Genomic DNA, 19,876 nt, shown 5'->3' on the forward strand with positions numbered 1-19,876 from the left:
CTGTGGGAGCGAGCCTGCTCGCGAATGCGGTATATCTGTTACAAATCTATTGGCTGACCTGACGCTTTCGCGAGCAGGCTCGCTCCCACATCTGAAAACTCATCAATTCTGAGGCATCACCGTAACCCGCACTTCCGGGTCATGATTACCGCCACCGAGAATCACCCCCCGCAACGGCGACACATCGGAGAAATCCCTTCCCCACGCCAGCGTGATGTGTTCCAGCGCCGGCCGCACATTGTTGGTCGGATCGAAATCCACCCAGCCCGATACCGGACAGAACACCGATACCCACGCATGCAAGGCGTCGGCGCCGATCAGGCGTGGCTGCCCCGGCGGCGGCTGGGTGAGCAGGTAGCCGCTGACATAACGCGCCGCCAGACCGCGCGAGCGCACACAGGCCAGCATCAGATGAGCGAAGTCCTGACACACGCCGCGTCGACGCTCCAGCACTTCCACCAGCGGCGTCGCCACTTGGGTGGCTTCGGCATCGAAGGTGAATTCACTGAATATCTTCTGCATCAGCGCCTGCACCCCGAGCAGCAACGGTCGCCCTGGCGGAAAACAGCTTTGCGAGAACTCGACGAAGCTGCGCTTCAAATGCACATAAGGAGACTGGAACCGGTAGCGACAGGCTTCGAGCAAGTCGGCGGACAGCGGCTGACTGCTGTAAGTCAGCGCATCGCGGGTCTGCTCCCACGCTGGCGACTGGTTGAAATCCAACGCCGGTCGCGCCAGCACCTCGACCGTCAGCCGGGCGTTGACCTGCAATTCATCATGGGGCCGCTCAAACGCCAGCCGTGTCAGCGGATTTCCGAATACATCCAGCTCATCACGGCGCATGGTCGGCTCGGGACTGATCAACAGTTGCTGCTCGGTGCAGCGCTGCCAGCTGCATTCGCGCGGCCACAGGTGCGCCAGTTGCTGCGCGAGGGAGACCGGGCTGTCGTAGTGATAACAGGTGTCGTGAAAGATCTGATATTGAGCGCTCATCACACGGACACCGTACGCTGACTAACATCATCGACATGGGCGAAATGGCGCAGGGCCAGACGATCCGATACCTGGCCGCTGGCTTCGGCGATTTCCTGCAACAGATCGGCCAGACCATCCAGCGCGGCACGTACGCTGGATTTGCCGAACAAAGGATTTTCCAGACAACCGAGATCAAACCGCGACAGGCGCTCGACCAGTTGCGGCAGCGCGGTTTCCCGAGGCGCGGCGAAATCGTCGTTCAGGCGTTTCAGCGTGCGGGTCACCAGTTTCAGCTGAAACAGCACCGCGTGGGGGTTCTGCTCATCCAGCAGCAGCAAATCCAGCACCGGAATCAGTTGCGCCACCGCCAGATAGCGCGAGCGATAGGTGATGCTGCTGTTACCCAACTCCAGCAACCACTCCAGCCCGGCCTGATCGAAAGCACCCGCACCGCGCAGAAATGCGGCGAGGCTGCTGCTGAGAAATTGCAGGCGTTCGATGCGCCGGCCAATCATCAGAAAGCGCCAGCCTTCGTCGCGGGTCATGTCATCCAGGGCAAACCCCGACAGCGCTGCCAGCGACATCACCAGACGGTTGAGGAAGTCCAGCAGTTCGCCGAAGTCCGGTTCATCGACTTCCAGCTCCAGCGCCTCGCGCTGCAATTCGACCAGCGCCTGCCAGTTTTCCCGGGACAGCTTTCCGCGCACTTGCGACGCAGCCCACTGCAAGCGTTGCAGGTTGGAACGCAGGCTGAACGACCAGTCCTCGCCCAGCAACGCAGCGAGCAGGCGCTGCGGCAGTTCGCCCTCATCCGGCAACAGCGCCAGCCGCTCGCCGAGATCGACCGCTGCTTGCAGCGCCTGCGGATCATCGCCATCGACGTAACGCGTGAGCATGATGCGCAGCAGCCGCGCGCTGTCGTCACAGCGCTCGCAGTAGCGGCCGAACCAGAACAGATTTTCCACCACCCGCGACGGCAGATATGGATCGCGGCGGACCAGATCGTGCACGCCGACATTGCGCTGCGCCTTCCACTGCTCGCCACTTGGCGCACGATCGCTGAGCACCCAGGTGTCCTTGCTCGCCCCGCCGCGCTGCATCGACACCACCTCGGCATCGGCGTCGGCCGCCACTCGGGTCAGACCACCCGGCAACACGCGGTAGCCGTCGTGGCTGGCCACCGCATACATGCGCATGCCGATCGCGCGGGGTTGCAGATGACCGTCCTCGGCTTGCCAGACCGGCGCCTGCGACAGTTGCGCAAGCTCTTGCGCGACGTAGGCATAAGGCCGTGCCTGCATACGCTGCGCCAGCTCGAGGCGCTGACTTTCATTCAAGTCACGGCCGAAAACAGGCGCGAAACTCTGCGACGGGAACGCCGGTTTGATCAACAGCTCCGGGAGTTTTTCCAGTGCCTGCGCCAGCACCGGCGCTTCACCGCACCACCAGGTGGCGATCGAAGGCAGGATCAGTTCTTCGCCGAACAGGTATTGATTGATCTTCGGCAAAAACCCCAGCAGCCCCGGCGATTCCAGCACGCCGCTGCCCAGCGCATTGGCCACCAGCACCCGCCCCTGCCGCACCGCCTCAAGCAGACCGGGGACGCCAAGCGCCGAGTCGGTCCGCAGTTCCAGCGGGTCGCAGAAATCATCGTCGAGGCGGCGCATGATCGCGTGCACCCGGCGCAGGCCGCTGAGGGTTTTCAGGTACACCGTGGCATTGCGCACCGTCAGATCGCCGCCCTCGACCAGCGGATAACCGAGCTGGCGCGCCAGATACAGATGTTCGAAATAACTTTCATTGAACCGCCCCGGCGTCAGCAGCACCACCAGCGGTGCGTCATCGCCCTGCGGTGCCTGACGGGCCAAAGTTTCCTGCAAGGTGCGGAAGAAACCGGCCAGATGCTGGACCTTAAGATCGCGGTACAAATCGGGAAAGGCGCGGGAGACGATGGTGCGGTTTTCCAGCGCATAGCCGGCCCCGGACGGCGCCTGCGTGCGATCGGCAGTGACCCACCAGCGACCATCCGGTGTGCGCGCCAGATCCACGGCATACAAATGCAGAAAGGCTGACTCGGGCGGGGCAATGCCCTGACAGGGCCAGAGAAAATTGTTGTGCCCGAACACCAGCTCTGCCGGCAGCAGGCCTTCACTGATCAACCGTTGCGGACCGTACAGATCCGCCAGCACTGCGTTGAGCAAGCGCGCACGCTGAGCGATGCCGGCGGACAATTGCTGCCATTCAGCAGCCGCGATCACATGGGGCAGCAGATCCAGCTCCCACGGCCGATCAGCGCCCTTGGGATCGGCATAGACGTTATAGGTGACGCCGTTTTCCTGAATCTGCCGCGCCAGCAAGGCCTGACGCTGCACCAGTTGCGCCGGGCTGCTGCGCTGCAACTGATCGAACAGCCGCTGCCAATGCGCACGCACTGCGCCGCTGCCGTCGAGCAGTTCGTGATAGGTGCCCGCAGTCAGCGGGTAGCGGTCTAACAGGTCAGGCATGGAAAGCTCGGCAGACAGCAGGGAACGGTCAGACTAACGCAGGCACATGACACGCGGATATACGAAAAATCCGCGTGTTGCGTAGGCTCTAGTAACGGCGCAGGTCGATGGTCATCGGTAGCTCGTCATTGATTTCTACCTTGGGTACGGGAAGTTTCCCCGGCGTGTGTCCGAGGCGGAAAAACCGCGCCATGCGCCGGCTCTCCGCTTCATTGGCATTGACCGGCAAGGTCTCGTAATTGCGCCCACCGGGATGGGCGACGTGGTACTGGCAACCACCCAGCGAACGCCCCATCCAGGTATCGAGCAGGTCGAACACCAACGGCGCGTGCACCGGTATGGTCGGATGCAGACAGTTCGCTGGTTGCCAGGCTCGAAAGCGCACCCCGGCGACAAACTCACCCACCCGCCCGGTCGGGTGCAACGGCACCGCGACGCCATTGCAAGTCAGCAGATAGCGCTGTGGCGGCAAGCCGTTGAGCTTGACCTGCAAGCGCTCCAGCGATGAATCGACGTAACGCACCGTGCCGCCCGCCGAGCCCTCCTCGCCCAGCACGTGCCAGGGTTCGAGCGCCTGACGCAGCTCCAGCTCGATGCCATTGACGGCGTAGTCACCGACCTTGGGAAAACGAAACTCCAGATGCGCCGCGAACCACTCCGCACGCAACGGATAGCCGGCGTTGTTGAGTTCGACGATAACGTCGGCGAAATCCTGCTCGATAAAGTGCGGCAGCAGAAAGCGGTCGTGCAGCTCGGTGCCCCAGCGCGCCAGTTTCGCCGGCGCATAAGGCTCGCGCCAGAACCGCGCGACCAGTGCCCGCAGCAACAACTGCTGAGCCAGACTCATGCGCGCATGGGGCGGCATTTCAAAAGCGCGCAGTTCCAGCAAGCCGAGACGCCCGGTGGCGCCGTCCGGTGAATACAGTTTGTCGATGCAGAATTCGGCGCGATGGGTATTGCCGGTGACGTCGATCAGCAGATTGCGCAACAGTCGATCGACCAGCCACGGCGCACATTCCTCGCCCGGTTCCGGCATCTGCGCGAAAGCGATTTCCAGTTCGTACAAGGCGTCATTACGCGCCTCGTCGACCCGTGGCGCTTGGGACGTCGGGCCGATGAAGAGGCCGGAAAACAGGTACGACAGCGAAGGATGGTTGTGCCAGTAACTGATCAGGCTGCGCAGCAGATCCGGCCGCCGCAGAAACGGTGAGTCCGCCGGTGTCGCGCCGCCAAGGACGAAATGGTTGCCGCCGCCGGTGCCGGTGTGGCGCCCGTCGATCATGAACTTCTCGGTGGTCAGCCGGGTCTGTCGTGCCTGTTCATAGAGAAACTCAGTGCGCTCGACCAACTCGTCCCAAGTCGCCGATGGCTGCACGTTGACCTCGATCACGCCCGGGTCCGGAGTGACACGGAAATTGCTCAGGCGCGGATCACTCGGCGGTTCATAGCCTTCCAGCAGTACCGGGCAATGCAGTTCTTCGGCGGTGGCCTCAATGGCCGAGACCAGTTCCAGATAATCCTCGACCCGCTCCAGCGGCGGCATGAACAGACACAGCCGCCCTTCGCGGGCCTCGGCGCAGAATGCGGTGCGGGTCAGCCAGTCAGCGGACTCATCGATTTTCGGCACCCGCTCATCCAGGACAGCCGGTTCACCGTGAACACCGAGCTGCGCCAGATCCGGCAGTTCAGCGAAGTCCTGATTCGGATCGTTGGGATGGATGAACGGATATTCCGCCGCTTTCACCCACGGCTGCGAGGCCAGCGGCAAGCGGTAACCCAGCGGCGAATCCCCCGGCACCAAGCGACAGTCCTCATCACGCAGATACCAACGCCCGCTCTGCCATTGATCGCCCTTGGCCGTGCGCGCCAGTGGCAGCACCTGGCCGATCACCTTGTTCAGGCCCTGACTGAAGACCTTGCGCAACCGCGCGCGCTCCAGCGGTTCCTCCAGACGCGAATCTTCGGCGCTGACGTTGCCGGGCAACGCGCCCTCACGCCAGAGGTAATAGAGATGATCCTCGTAAGCCGGGAAGACGAAGCGTGCAGGCAACTTCAGGCGCTCGGCGACGCTGGCGAGAAAGCGTCCGGCCAGTTCGCCGTCGGCGCCATAGTCCTGCTGCTCGTCGGCGATCAACGCGTCGTTGTGCCAGATCGGCTGACCGTCGCGGCGCCAGTAACAATTGAGCGACCAGCGCGGCAACTGCTCGCCGGGATACCACTTGCCCTGACCGAAATGCACCAGCCCCTGCGGCGCGTATTGCTTGCGCATGCGTTGGAACAGTTCGGCGGACAGCCGACGCTTGTCCGGCCCCAGCGCGGCAGTGTTCCATTCGGCGCCGTCCGGGTCGTCAATGGAGACGAAGGTCGGTTCGCCGCCCATGGTCAGGCGCACATCGCCTTCGAGCAGATCGGCATCGATCTGCCGCCCCAGCGCCTGGATCGCCCGCCACTGTTCATCGGTGTAGGGCTTGGTGACACGTGGCGCTTCCCAGATTCGCTCGACCGACATTTCGTGGCTGAACTGTGTCTCGCAAGGTTCGACCAGACCACTGATCGGCGCCGCCGAGGACGGATCGGGACTGCACGCCAACGGAATATGCCCTTCCCCGGCGAACAACCCGGACGTCGCATCAAGGCCAATCCAGCCGGCCCCCGGCAGATACACCTCGCACCAGGCGTGCAGGTCGGTGAAGTCGACTTCGGTGCCGGACGGGCCGTCGAGGCTTTTCAAATCGGCGGTCAGTTGAATCAGGTAGCCGGAAACAAACCGCGCCGCCAGACCGAGATTGCGCAACAGCTGCACCAGCAACCATGCCGAATCACGGCAGGAACCGGAGGCGTGTTGCAGTGTGTGCTCCGGAGTCTGCACGCCGGGCTCCATGCGGATCAGGTAGCCGATGTCTTCGCTGAGGCGCTGATTGAGCGCCACCAGAAAATCCACCGCCGGCAGTGGCGTGCGGTCGATGCTGTCCAGGTAAGCCTTGAACGTTGGCGTCAGCGGCAGGGTTTCGAGGTACGGCGCCAACTCCTTGCGCTCGTCGGCGGCGTAGCTGAACGGGATTCGCTCGGCGTACGGTTCGAGGAAGAAATCGAACGGATTGAACACCGCCATTTCCGCTACCAGATCGACTTCGATGCGCAGCTCTGCGGTTTTTTCCGGAAACACCAGACGTGCCAGGTAATTACCCTGGGGGTCCTGCTGCCAGTTGATGAAATGCTGCTCGGGCGAGACTTTCAGCGCATAGGAAAGAATTCGCGTGCGGCTGTGGGGCGCCGGGCGCAGGCGGACGATCTGCGGGCCGAGTTCGACAGCGCGGTCGTAGCGATAATGCGTGACGTGATGCAATGCGACATGGATCGACACGGCGTGCCTCCTGCGAGCCTTGGGCGTATGGGAAAGCGCGCAAGACTTATGCCATGCACAGGCTTGCGCGCTTTCGCGAAATGCTCAAGGCAGTACAGCACCAAAACCGGGCGATGCGAGGAAATGCTTGGACTCAGTTGCACGCAAATGTTGCGGACGCTGATTCTTGCCGTGTTTGATCGGACGCTTTCGCGAGCAGGCTCGCTCCCACATGTGCAATGCGTTCCCCTGTAGGAGCGAGCCTGCTCGCGAAGAGGCCAGCGGCAACAACTTGATCGTTCCCACGCTCTGCGTGGGAATGCAGCCCGTGACGCTACGCGTCACAACCATGTTCGACAATACTGCGAGTAACGGCTGGAACGCAGAGCGTCCCGAGAGGCATTCCCACGCGGAGCGTGGGAACGATCAGCAAAACGCCAACCCGAAGGTTGGCGTTCTGTTCAGCTCAAGCAGTGTCTAGCGCGGCACGACCGGCTTGCGTGTCGGCTTCGGCCCTTTGCCTTTGGCCGCATCCTTGCGCTCCTTGGCCGCCTGCTGGTTGCGGGCGAATGCCGCAGCCTTGGCCTGTTCACGCTTGTCCCACGGATTACCGCCATCACTGGCACGCGGCGGCAGACCGCTGTGCTGGGTGAGAATCTTGGTGGTCTTCTCTTTGGCGACCTTGTGGCTGCCGGCCGGCGTCGAGTTCTTGCGACGGGCGCTCTGGTAGCTGTCGGTGGCCGGCTGATGCGCCGGAATCAGTTGATCCTTGCCGGGCCCGATCAGATCGGCGCGGCCCATGCGGATCAGCGCTTCACGCAGCATCGGCCAGCCTTTCGGGTCGTGATAACGCAAGAATGCCTTGTGCAGACGACGCTGATCTTCGCTCTTGACGATGGTCACGCCGTCGCTCTTGTACGTCACCTTGCGCAGCGGGTTCTTGCCCGAGTGGTACATCGCGGTGGCGGTGGCCATCGGCGACGGGTAGAACGCCTGCACCTGGTCGGCGCGGAAGCCGTTGCCCTTGAGCCACAGAGCGAGGTTCATCATGTCTTCGTCGGTGGTACCCGGGTGGGCGGCGATGAAGTACGGAATCAGGTACTGCTCCTTGCCCGCTTCCTTGGTGTACTTCTCGAACATGCGCTTGAACTTGTCATAGCTGCCAATGCCCGGTTTCATCATCTGGTTGAGCGGACCTTCCTCGGTATGCTCCGGGGCGATCTTCAGGTAGCCGCCAACGTGGTGGGTCACCAGCTCCTTGACGTATTCCGGCGACTCGACCGCGAGATCGTAACGCAGGCCCGACGCGATCAGAATCTTCTTCACGCCCGGCAAGGCACGGGCGCTGCGGTACAGCTGAATCAGCGACGAGTGATCGGTATTCAGGTTCGGGCAGATGCCCGGGAACACGCACGACGGCTTGCGGCACGCGGATTCGATTTCCGGGCTTTTGCAGGCGATGCGGTACATGTTCGCGGTCGGGCCGCCGAGGTCGGAGATGACACCGGTAAAGCCCGGCACCTTGTCGCGGATCTCTTCGATTTCACGAATGATCGATTCTTCGGAACGGTTCTGGATGATCCGGCCTTCGTGCTCGGTGATCGAGCAGAAAGTGCAGCCACCAAAGCAGCCACGCATGATGTTCACCGAGAAACGGATCATGTCGTAGGCCGGGATCTTCTCCTTGCCGTACGCCGGGTGCGGCACACGCGCGTAAGGCATGCCGAACACGTAGTCCATTTCTTCAGTGGTCATCGGAATCGGCGGCGGGTTGAACCAGACATCGAGCTCGCCATGCTTCTGCACCAGCGCACGGGCGTTGCCCGGGTTGGTTTCCAGGTGCAACACGCGGTTGGCGTGGGCGTACAGCACCGGGTCGTTACGCACCTTTTCCATCGAGGGCAGGCGGATCACGGTCTTGTCGCGGGTCATGCGCGGGCTGGCCAGAATCTGCACGACCTTGGCTTCCTGCGGATCTTCGACCGGGCCTTTTTCCTGCTCGATGGCGCAGGCCTGGGTGTCCTGGGTATTGACGTACGGGTTGATGATCTTGTCGACCTTGCCCGGACGGTCGATGCGCGTGGAGTCGACTTCGTACCAGCCCTGCGGCGTGTCGCGACGGATGAACGCGGTGCCGCGCACATCGGTGATGTCTTCGATCTTGTGGCCCCACGACAGGCGCTGGGCGACTTCGACGATGGCGCGCTCAGCGTTGCCGTAAAGAAGAATGTCGGCGCTGGCGTCGATCAGGATCGAGTTGCGCACGCGATCCTGCCAATAGTCGTAGTGGGCGATGCGTCGCAGCGAGGCTTCGATGCCGCCGAGCACGATCGGCACGTGCTTGTAGGCTTCCTTGCAGCGCTGGCTGTAAACCAGGCTGGCGCGATCCGGACGCTTGCCGGCCATGCCGCCGGGCGTGTACGCGTCATCGGAACGGATTTTCTTGTCCGCGGTGTAGCGGTTGATCATCGAGTCCATGTTGCCCGCCGCGACGCCGAAGAACAGGTTCGGCTCGCCGAGCTTCATGAAGTCGTCTTTGGACTGCCAGTTCGGCTGCGCGATGATCCCGACGCGGAAGCCTTGCGACTCCAGCAGCCGGCCGATGATCGCCATGCCGAACGACGGATGATCGACGTAGGCATCACCGGTAACAATGATGATGTCGCACGAATCCCAGCCGAGCTGATCCATCTCCTCCCTGCTCATCGGCAGGAATGGCGCTGGCCCGAAACATTCGGCCCAATATTTTGGATAGTCAAATAACGGCTTGGCTGCTTGCATGTCGACGACCGGTGTTGAAGTGAAAAATCGCGGGCGCGGAATATAGCACAAATTTTGACCAATTCCGACGACGGTGGTCGGTTTCTCTGTGCGCTGCTCCCGCGCCACCAACCCGCCACACATTACGCGTTTTGTTGCACGCACGACGCACGAAACGGCAAGGAAGCCGCCCGCCCTTCGCACTCCCAAGAGCAGCGGGGCATTAGAAATGTAAAGGAAGACAGGCAATGTCACCCAAACCGCCAACCAGAGGCGTTACTACCGTCTCGGTACATCATCCGCGACCCGATTATTCGATAGCCCGACCTGGTTTTACGCCGCTTTTCGATGGCGGACCGGGGCACAGAATTCCCGCACGCCCGACTCCCACAACGGTATCGACATCGATCGATCACGGACTCAACCGCATTATCTCCGTGCCTTCGCGGGCAACGGTCAGCACGACAGCGGCCGCCGAATCGGCTGCAGTTGTGCATGAGCGGCCCTTGGGAGATTACTGGATCACTTCGCTGGTCGTGTTGCCGCCAGCCAATGCCGAAGGCATTTCGACGCTCAAGGGACGTCAGTATGTCCAAGTGCCTGAGGGTGGCACCGTGCAGGTCGGTCTGGACACCGCCAGCGGTCTTTACCGGGCGAAATTGCCCAGCGAATTGCACCCGTCTGGACCGCTATTGCAGTTCGATGCCGACAGCCGTCTCTGGCAACCGATCGAAACCTGGGCGCCATCGACCTACCCGCTATCCCCGACCCGTCTGGAGGCGTTTCGCACCGATCTGGATTTCAGCACGGCCGAGCCGGGGGAGGATGGCCTGTTGCGCTTCAACGGCAAACTCTATGTGCAGATCGAGAATCACGCCTATCAGGTCCTGCATGATCTTGATGCATCAGCGCCGCAGAGGGCGGTCATGCGCATCGTTCGCCCCGACGATCCTATCGCCACCGACGCCGCGAATGTTTACGTCGCATCCCGTTCAGGCAGGTCGGAACCGATCATTTTCCACGCTCGCCATGGCTGGCGAGGAACCTCTGTAACGGGGGCAGCCGGGATGCAGAGAGGGACAGGAGCGGCGCCCTTGGAGCCATGGCAGTACCTGGAAGTCGGAATCAGACTCAACCGTTTCAACAAGCGTATGGAGCAAGACATCGCTAAAAGTGAACACCTGAAGGATGTGTGGCGGAGCGTGAGGGAAGCAGGGGGTGAGCGCTCAGAAGCGGTCAGGCGCGAAACAATGGCACTGCTTGATCGCGAATTACACGGCCATCAAGCGCTGAAGTCCCTTGCAAAAGCAATCAAGTTCCATGAGCAGGAAAAACCCAAGGTACGGCGCTTCATAAAAAAGGACGATTACGAACAAAAAATGATTGTGCTGCAGAAGACCCAAATGAGCTTTTACAGTCAATTGGTCGAATGCGGCTTGACCCGCCATGCGCTGGGGGGGCCACTTATCGACATCGAAAGGCTCCCGCGAACAGTCAACGTCCTGGGTAAAATTCTCGGCCACATGCGAGAGCGCCAGCACATCGCCGACAATCTGGTGAACACATGGCGGGTCTCGCCGGACGCATTCAGTGCATACGCTCTGACACCAATGGACACACATGACGTCGTGGCTTCGTGGGTCTTGGCTAAAAGCCTGATACTGGATAATCCACAATCGACCGGCCACGCCCCTCTGGCATCAGAACTGGCAGCCCGCTTTGGTCAGGCGACCTTTGTTTACGGAGCGCTTGACGCAGTTCCCGAGGTTTCCCACCCTGCCGTATTGAACGGTCTGCTCCAGGAATGCACAGCCATCCGCCATTGGTTCGAACGCCTTGATCTGGCTGCGGGGGAGCAGCACGCGACTTCACGCATGGAGATCACTGCAGAACTGGAAATATTCGAGCAAACGCTGGTACACCGCTTGAACCAGCTGCTCCAACAGGCTGACCGTCCGGTGCTGACGTTCGACCAGCAGAACGTTGATTTCGAGTTCATACCGGCCCAGGACAGAAGCGGCGACCAACCGCCGCCCAAGCTCATCTTTCGGGCAAAGAAGAACGGCGTCTACAAGTTCCATGTCGGCGAGGGTCGACGCACTGCGCAAAACGAAAAGGTCATCGAGGTCCGCAACCTGCACAATCCCAGGCAGCCGTCACAGACCTATGACCCTGGACGCGGTGAATGGCGTACGCCCCGGGCAACGCCGCAGAGGAGCTTGCCGTCATTGGTTGCCGAAGCCAATCGGCACCTTGAGCGCGTCGAAGCGCATGTAGGCGCTGCCCGGCGCGAAGAACGGCGAAAAAACCATCCGAACAACATCGTCGAGATGCTTGAAAGCAGAGCCGAGGCATTGGATGACACCGCATTGCAGCTGCAGCGACCGGAACTGGCCCAAGGCGAGACAGGCGCGCTGATTCGGCAACTGCGGGACGCCAGTCAACGCCTGCGTGATGAGGGCGAAAAAATCCGCCTGCGAATCTATAAGGACAAGCACGTTCTGAACATCGACCGGCTGCTGTACCTGATCGACAAGGGCCACGTGAACGCCCGGAAAATCGAGAGTCGATTGAAACGTGGCAAAGGTTCGGATCGGGATTATCTCGACATCTATGTAGTCACCGATGCCCGTACCCACGATCCCCTCTGGCACGCACACTTTCATTATGCGAGGCGGGATTCCTCCGACTTGAATTTCAACGTGCGCGGCGCGCATCTGAAAACCCTTGAGCAAAGCCGCAGGGGTGTCAGTTCGCAGCGCAGGGAAGAGCTGGCGCAGCGGCCACACAGACCTATCTGGCGGGTCCCCCTCGATGGCCACACAGCGCAGAAAATCTTCGACCTGGCCGCCGCCTCTGCTCCCCCCATGACACAGCCTCAGGCAATGACGCCGAACAGGCCGGCAGCTTCCGTTGAAGAAGCTACCGTGCAACGACTACAAGGAATGTAAGACATGCCAGGCAAAACGCCTTCCAAAGGCACTGCAACCGTTACTGTCCATCGCCAACCGGATACGCCAGGGGCCCCACTCGCGCTACGCCCTGACCCTCCCGACATAACCCTGCGACCGGGCTTCGAAAATGCAACATCGATCGACCCACAATTCCGACCGGGCAGGCCAACAGGCAGCATCGACCAAGACGCAATCACTCCAGCTCCTACCGTTAGCGTGCGCCCATTGGCATCGCCGAACGAAACGTCACGCGCAGCCTTTCTACCGCTGGAGCATTATCGGGTGATGGCCGCTGCCAGCTTGCCGACAGCCAATACCGAGGGTTTCAGAACTCATAAAGGCCGCCAATACGTCGACGTGGTCGATGTCGGGATCGTGCTGGTCGCCAAAGACGCCGACACCGGACTGTACCGGGCACATCTTGCAAGCGAATCGAAACCTTCCGGCCCGGTTTTGTTCCGCGATCGTGATAGCGGATTCTGGCGGGCAAATGATGATGACGAAGTCAATACTGCCCCTCTTACCCAAGTCGGCCTGCAAGCGTTTCGCACGGATCTGGACTTCAGCACCAGCGCACCCGACAACGACGGTTTGTTTCGACACGACGGCAAGCGCTACGCGCTCATTAACGATCATGCTTATCAGGTAATGCTTGATAAGGATGGATCTACGCCGGTGCAAAAGGTCTGGCGCATCGTTAATGGCAAAGATCCGGTGGCTATTGATGATGACAACATCTATCACGCCAGCCGCAGCGGAGAGTCGAGGGCTGTCACACGCAACGCCAACAATACCTGGGTTGCTGTCTCCACCGGTTTGCTGGGAGGCATGCGCCGCCAGGAGGCGATCCCGATTCTGCTGCAACGGTATGAGCCATTCGTCACGAGAATGAACGAGATCAACGAGTCCGCTGAGCGCTATTACGTTCTTTCGGCGCAGGCAAATGCTCTGCCGAGCGGAAGCGCCGAGCGGACGGCGGCATGGATTGCCGTTGAAGTTCACTTGCTCAAGCACATCAAAAAGCAGGCTGACAATTTGCAGTCAATACTCGACCACAAATCCTGGTTGATTCATCTGAAAGCCAACGGGGTTTTCGCCGAAGAGTTACACGCACTTCGCCTGGATCGGGTGGTATACCTGAACCGACTGATGAGAGTCATGAACTTCAGAGGCGAGTCTGTATTCACCTCTCTGACTGCTGACAACTGTAAAAAAATCATCAGCTTCATGAACAAAAAGCTGAAGCTTCTCGAAGACCGGGAAGTGGTGATGGGGCAGATCCTGAAAGCAGACCGAGGAGCAGCCCCGGTACTTGCAGAACTCCGTAATGAAGTGGACACGGCCGAGCGAATCAACTTCAACAAGCTGAACATGTACGTCCACTTGTTCGCAGGCACGCCTGACTACCCGCCAAACGTGACCATGCGCTCGCTTCACGCCATCGACCTGATCACCGGCGACCTGCAAAACATTCCCGAAAGCGCGCAGCCGTTGTCGCTGATGCTGACCCTCGATCAAATAAGAGCCGAGAGAAGCCGCTTTGAAGCAGAGCTGTCGGCAGGCGGCGTCAAATCCGATTACGCCAGGGAGATCCTCGCGCTGACCGATCAGTTCGAGACCGGCATCGAAACCCGCTTGAAAGAAATCTTTGCCTCGTTCAACCGCAATACCGAGCTGCCCAGCCTGGATCAGAACATTGACTTCGACTTTATTCCCCCCCAGCCAAGCGATAGCGTGTCAGCCCGACCGCCGTCGATGAGGAAAGTGTTCCGCACCCGACGGCACGGCACTTCCAGAGTAATGGTTGGCGACACGGAAACCGCCGCAGACGGCAGCGTTATCGTCAAGGTTTCCAACCCGTTCCAGCCGAATGGCCCGGTCGAGCGATACGAAAAAAGACAGGGTGAATGGCTGCCTGTTCGCCCGCCCATCGCCAGCACTCCGCGGCCGGAACTGATCGCCGAGGCCAACCGCTTATTGGTTGACGTTGAAAGGCACATTGCCCAGGCACGGACCAGAGAAACCGCTAAAGACAATCCGACGGAAATAATTGAAGAGTTGGAAAAAGCCATCGACCCGCTCAATGAGCAGGCACGCCGCCTGCAAAACCACGATACAGCAGCCGAGGATGCCGAGATTCAAAGCCTGAGCGAGCGCTTGCAAAGAGCTGCAGACACACTGTCCGCGCATGGCCAAAGCGTGCTGGTGCGGATGTATAAGAACAAGGACGTGCTGGACATTTTGCGGCTCAATTATCTGATCGATCACGCTGAGCTGAATGCCGTCAAAACGGTTGACCGCAAACAGCTGGGCAAAGGCCGGGACAAATCCTTTCTCGACGTTTACTCGATCAGGGATAGCGCTAACGATGCGCCGTTGTGGGAAGCGCATTTCCACTATGAAAAACAAAGCAGCGAGCCGCTGAACTTCACCATCAAGGGCAGTCATCTCAAAACGCTGGAACAGAGCAGACGCGGCATCCAATCCCAACGCCGCGACGAGCAGGCCGGCCTGACCCACGTGCCAATCTGGCGCCAATATCTCGATGGACGCACAGGGCAGAAAATCTTCGACCTGGCCGCCGCCTCTGCTCCCCCCCATGACACAGCCTCAGGCAATGACGCCGAACAGGCCGGCAGCTTCCGTTGAAGAGCTACCGTGTAACGACTACAAGGAATGTAGGACATGCCAAGCAAACCACCGTCGAAAGTGACGCTCCCCGGTCATTTACATCTTCGACCGGACACATCCGTAGATACGCCCCCGCCACGCCTCAAGCTGACTCCGCGCCCCGGCCTCGATCAGACAACGTTGAGCGGCCCGTCAATCCGCGCGAACAGACCCACAGACGGCATCGATCCTGATGCAATCGTCCCTGCTCCGAACGTCACGGTGCATGCGATTGCTTCAATGCATCACCCCCTCGCTGATGCAGGCCACCCGCCTGAGCATTACCGGCTCGCTGCCACGATCGGCTTGCCCGACGCCAACGCTGAAGGCCTGAGAACGTTCAAGGGCCGCCATTACGTGGAAATGGCCGAGGGTGGTTTTGTGCAGGTGGGCAAGGATTCGCAGAGCGGCCTCTGGCGCGCCAGACTGGCGAGCGAATCGACACCCTCCGGACCGCTGATGCTGCACGACCTGGAGAGTGGGCGATGGCATGCGCTGGAATTTTCGCCACCGAACACCTTCGCTTTATCGGGGGCGCGTCTGCAGGCGTTTCGCACGCCGCTCGACTTCAGCACCAGCTCACCCGACAGCGACGGACTGCACCGCCATGACGGCAAACTCTATGCGGTTATCGATGATCACGGCTATCAGGTCTTGCACGACCCCGATGCGTCGACGCCTCTCGCCGAGGTGATGCGCATCGTTCGCCCGCAAGATCCTGTCGCCGCCGACGTCGACAACATCTACAGCGCGACGCGCCCGGGAAGATCAGAGCCTGTGGTGTTCGATGCCCATCAGGGCTGGCAAGGCATCGTAGTCGGCGGAGCCGGCGGAATGCAGCGCGGCAGTCCCGACCAACCGGCTTCGCCGGGGCTGCGGGAACGGCTCAACGCCGCGATCAACCGACTGCGCACGCCACAATCGCGACTGCGAAAACTTTACCCCTCTCTGGACAGCGAGCAGATCCGCGCGCTGCTGAGCCTCCACAGCGGCGATGTACAAGGCTTCTTGACCCGCGTCGAGACTGAATACAAGACCTTGAAGCTGGAACTCGCGACGTGGCTGCAGACCAGTGCGCTGGCCGGCGGGGCGGTCCATCCCTCGGTGGAGCGCGCCGCGCAAGAGATCAAGCGTTGCTGGAAACGGCAGACGGGAACAACGCTGCAGCTGGATCTTGGCGGCGCTGGCATCGCTGCGCTCTCGGCAGATTTCAGCCATGTACGCACGCTGCACTTGCAGGCGGTGGCATGGTCGGCGGGATCCGAAACTTTTCTCAAGGGGTTCACAGCCCTTGAACGCTTGAAAATCAATGCTTCGGCGCTCGATACACCGCCGGCGAACCTCACGCAGATGCCCGGTCTCAAGGAATTGGACCTGCGGGCGAACCGCATTGAACTGAGCGAGCAAACCGCCGCCGAGCTGGCCTCGCTCAGCCAACTGGAAAACCTTGATCTGTCGGATAACCCGCTGGGCAAAACCTTGGATTTCAGCGGCATGCTCCAGCTCAAGACGGTGAATCTGCGCAACACCCGGCTGGATGAATGGCCAACCGGGCTGCGAGATCAGCTAGCGATAGAGTCAATCGATCTGCGCAACAACCGATTGCGCGAAATACCACAGACAGTCATCAACCCGGCGAGTGATCAAGTGCTCGCCATCGCCAACATCAACCGCGTCACCCTGATTGAAGGCAATCCCTTTGCCAGCGGTTATTGGCGGCGGCTGGAAGTCTACTGGCAGAGGGTTACGGCCGAATACCCGGCACTGATCACCAGCGCACGCACGGATGCATTCCGGATTGATGGCGACATCCCTGAAGTCGTCATGCTGCTACAGATGTATCCAGAGAGAACCGCGCAAACTGCCCGGGAATACCTGATCGGTCTGGGGGATAATGCAGAAGCCACGATCAGCCGGCGTTTCGAGGAGTTCAAGGTGCTCGACGCACAGCTGCAGGCTTACGTTGCCGACAGCACGTCGGCAGCATCCAGCGCCGCCGGTAAGGAAAAGATCCGGGCAGAATACATTGCCCGGACTATCAAGGACTGCTGGCTCCAGGAATCGACGTCCCTCCTGCTGCCAGCAGTGAACGGACCGCTACCGCCACTGACTGCCGACTTCAGTCGATTGAAAATGCTCATCCTCAGTAACGTCGTCTGGTCCGACACTGCCGACACGTTTCTGTCGGGCTTGCCTGATCTGGACATCCTGACGATCACCCGCTCCGGCCTGGAAAAATTGCCCGCAGCCATCAGTGGGATGAGCCGGCTCGCCCACCTGGATCTGACTTCAAACCAGATAAAACTCGATGAGCACAGCGCTGGTGCATTGAGTGCATTGCATCAGCTGGTTACCGTCAAACTCTCTGACAACCCACTGCAGATACCGCCCGATTTCAGCGCGATGTCCGGGCTGCAGACACTGGAGCTGAGGAACACCGGAATAAGCGATTGGCCCCTCGGGCTGGCTGACAAGACCACTTTGACTGGCGTCGACCTCAGCAACAATAAACTGCGCAACGTCCCCGACGCGCATATCAACCCGCCTGTCGATCAACTGGCCGTGGTCGCGCGGATCAACAACCGCACGCTGATTGAGGGCAACGACTTCCCTTCGCCTTACTGGAGAAAGTTCGATGGCTACTGGCGAAGACTCAATCAACTGCATCCCGAGTTGATGACTCCAGCCCACCCCGCCGTATTCGATAGTGACAACTCGCGAGCGCAACGCTACCGAAAACTGTTCCCTGGCAAAAGCATCAAGGAATGCCGGGAATTTATCTGGAACCATGACAAGGGCACTGTCGCGACCAGGCTGTTGGCGCTCGAGCAGGATTTCGCCGTGTTGAAAAACCAGTTGGATGACTGGGTGTTTTCCGGAGGCAGCAATCGTCTGCGCTATGTCCGCTTCAATCAATTGCAGACCAACACTCAAACCCGCAATGAGCGCATCGAGGCACGCGATCGGATCATCAGTTGCTGGCGACGTGAGACGCCGCAGAAACATGCCTTCGACGGCACGCCGATAGGTCTGGAACTGGATTTGAGTGGCCTGACGTTGCCAACCCTGCCGGATCTGAACACCGACTTCAGCCATGTCGGCTCACTCAAACTCAACAACATGAATCTCACCGAATCCCCGGAAGGTTTTCTGACCCGCTTCCGCCATTTGCGCTGGCTGAACATGGCAAACAATCGACTCAGGGATCTCCCGCCGGCCATCGGCGAAATGCACGGCATGACGCGGTTGTTCCTGCAGGGTAACCAACTCGAACTCACCGCCGAGACCGCGCAGATACTGGCCGGGAGAACCACTCTGCGGGCCCTGTGGATTAACGATAACCCGCACTTGAGCGTGAGCCCGGATTTCAGCGCGATCACCGACATGCGCGAGGTCGACATGTCAAACACTGGCATCGATAGATGGCCAACCGGACTGTTCGATCAGCCCCTACTGGGCCAGATCCATCTGAACAACAACCGGATCACCATCCTCCCCGACTTTGTCGTCGCACCGGCAGCGGGTCGCCTGACGCATTCGATTCAAGTCAACAGCGGCACTCAGATAAGCGGAAATCCGCTGAGCGCATACACTCGAGAACGCCTGGCCGGCTACGGTGAGCGGCTGCGCCACTCCGCACTATCGCTTTACAACCCATTGAACCTGCTGACGACTTCAGTTCCGGTGGCCCGCCCGCAACCAATGGCAATAAATTCTGACCCGGTTCATCCGAAGTTGACCGTCGGCATGACGGCAAACGAGGCGATGATTCGCACCGGGCAATTGAACACGCTTAAAGCACAGGAGGGCTCAGATGGCTTTTTCAACATCATTGCCAAGCTCGCCCACCATGCCGATTTCCGCCGGCAGATCTGGGACGTGGTCGATGCCATCAGCGAGAACAGCGTGCAAACACGCGCTCTGCGCAGAGACGTTTTTGATCGCGCCTGCGAGGCTGGTTGCACTGACCTTGCCGCTGCCACGTTTACAGACATGCAAATACTGACCATCACCCATGGGGCGCGAATGCAGGCGAGGCAAGACGGCGATGGCACACGATTATTGAACCTGTCCAGAAGCCTGTTCAGACTCAGACAGGTCGATGATCTGGCCGCAGCCGAGATTGCTGCAAGCAGGGCAATTGTCGAGGATCCGCAAACATCAGCGAGTGAGCGCAATACCCATCGCCTGCGCTTGCGCGACCCGCATGAGATGACTATGGCATACCGCTTTGGGCTCAAGGATCGGCTGCAGTTACCGTTTCAGCCGCAGACACTGTCCTTTATCGGCATGGCTGGCGTCACATCGCCGATGCTTGAAGTGGCCTATCGAAAGATCATCGCCTTGAACGACTCCCCCGAAGAGTTTCAGGCTCTGGTATCGATGGATTCCTGGCAGGACTTCATCACGCACAAATACTCGTCCCGGTTCGACGCCGCACGTCAGCCCTATCAACAGAAACAGGCCGCACTGGACGATCAGTTCGCAACAAAAGTACTGAGCCAAAGCGAATATCAGGCGCAAACCAATGACGTCACTGCACAGTTGGCCATCAGCGAAGCGACGCTGATCCAGTCGCTCACACGCGAGGAAATTCGCACCGGCGGCGCCGTTGAAAAGCCTGCCGGCAGCGAGACGGCTGCTGTGGCCGATTAAAGCTGATCAGGACA

The 19,876-nt window shown here is 60.2% G+C and carries 7 protein-coding genes; 3 read left to right on the forward strand and 4 right to left on the reverse strand.

All coding sequences use genetic code 11. The features are described 5' to 3' along the window. Positions 1 to 102: 102 nt before the first annotated feature. The 4 genes from KVG85_RS17625 to KVG85_RS17640 form a co-directional block, all read right to left on the reverse strand. Positions 103 to 993 carry a transglutaminase family protein gene (locus KVG85_RS17625; protein ID WP_217864500.1) on the reverse strand — a complete coding sequence of 297 codons (891 nt, stop codon included), beginning with the start codon at positions 991 to 993 and terminating at the stop codon, positions 103 to 105. Further along, a complete protein-coding gene (locus KVG85_RS17630) occupies positions 993 to 3,479 on the reverse strand; it encodes a circularly permuted type 2 ATP-grasp protein (protein WP_217864501.1) in 2,487 nt (828 codons plus the stop codon). Before KVG85_RS17630 ends, KVG85_RS17625 begins: the two co-directional genes overlap by 1 nt. An 88-nt stretch (positions 3,480 to 3,567) precedes the next feature. After that, positions 3,568 to 6,843, reverse strand: coding sequence for a transglutaminase family protein (locus KVG85_RS17635; RefSeq protein ID WP_217864502.1), 3,276 nt, complete (start codon positions 6,841 to 6,843; stop codon positions 3,568 to 3,570). A gap of 456 nt (positions 6,844 to 7,299) precedes the next feature. Then, positions 7,300 to 9,603 (reverse strand): YgiQ family radical SAM protein, encoded by a 2,304-nt coding sequence (locus KVG85_RS17640; protein ID WP_073471692.1) that lies wholly within the window; start codon positions 9,601 to 9,603, stop codon positions 7,300 to 7,302. 227 nt (positions 9,604 to 9,830) lie between these two features. On the opposite strand from KVG85_RS17640, the gene KVG85_RS17645 reads away from it, so the two are divergent. From KVG85_RS17645 to KVG85_RS17655, 3 genes are read left to right on the forward strand one after another with little or no spacing between them, the layout of a single operon-like run. Next, positions 9,831 to 12,533: a hypothetical protein gene (locus KVG85_RS17645; protein ID WP_217864503.1), complete on the forward strand. Its 2,703-nt coding sequence runs from the start codon at positions 9,831 to 9,833 to the stop codon at positions 12,531 to 12,533. A 3-nt stretch (positions 12,534 to 12,536) separates the two neighbouring features. Continuing rightward, complete coding sequence (locus KVG85_RS17650) at positions 12,537 to 15,185, forward strand: hypothetical protein (protein ID WP_225926686.1); 2,649 nt, start codon at positions 12,537 to 12,539, stop codon at positions 15,183 to 15,185. Positions 15,186 to 15,221: 36 nt separating this feature from the next. Continuing rightward, a complete protein-coding gene (locus KVG85_RS17655) occupies positions 15,222 to 19,862 on the forward strand; it encodes an NEL-type E3 ubiquitin ligase domain-containing protein (protein ID WP_225926687.1) in 4,641 nt (1,546 codons plus the stop codon). Positions 19,863 to 19,876: the final 14 nt, after the last annotated feature.

This window comes from Pseudomonas triticicola (assembly GCF_019145375.1).
Classification (GTDB): domain Bacteria; phylum Pseudomonadota; class Gammaproteobacteria; order Pseudomonadales; family Pseudomonadaceae; genus Aquipseudomonas; species Aquipseudomonas triticicola.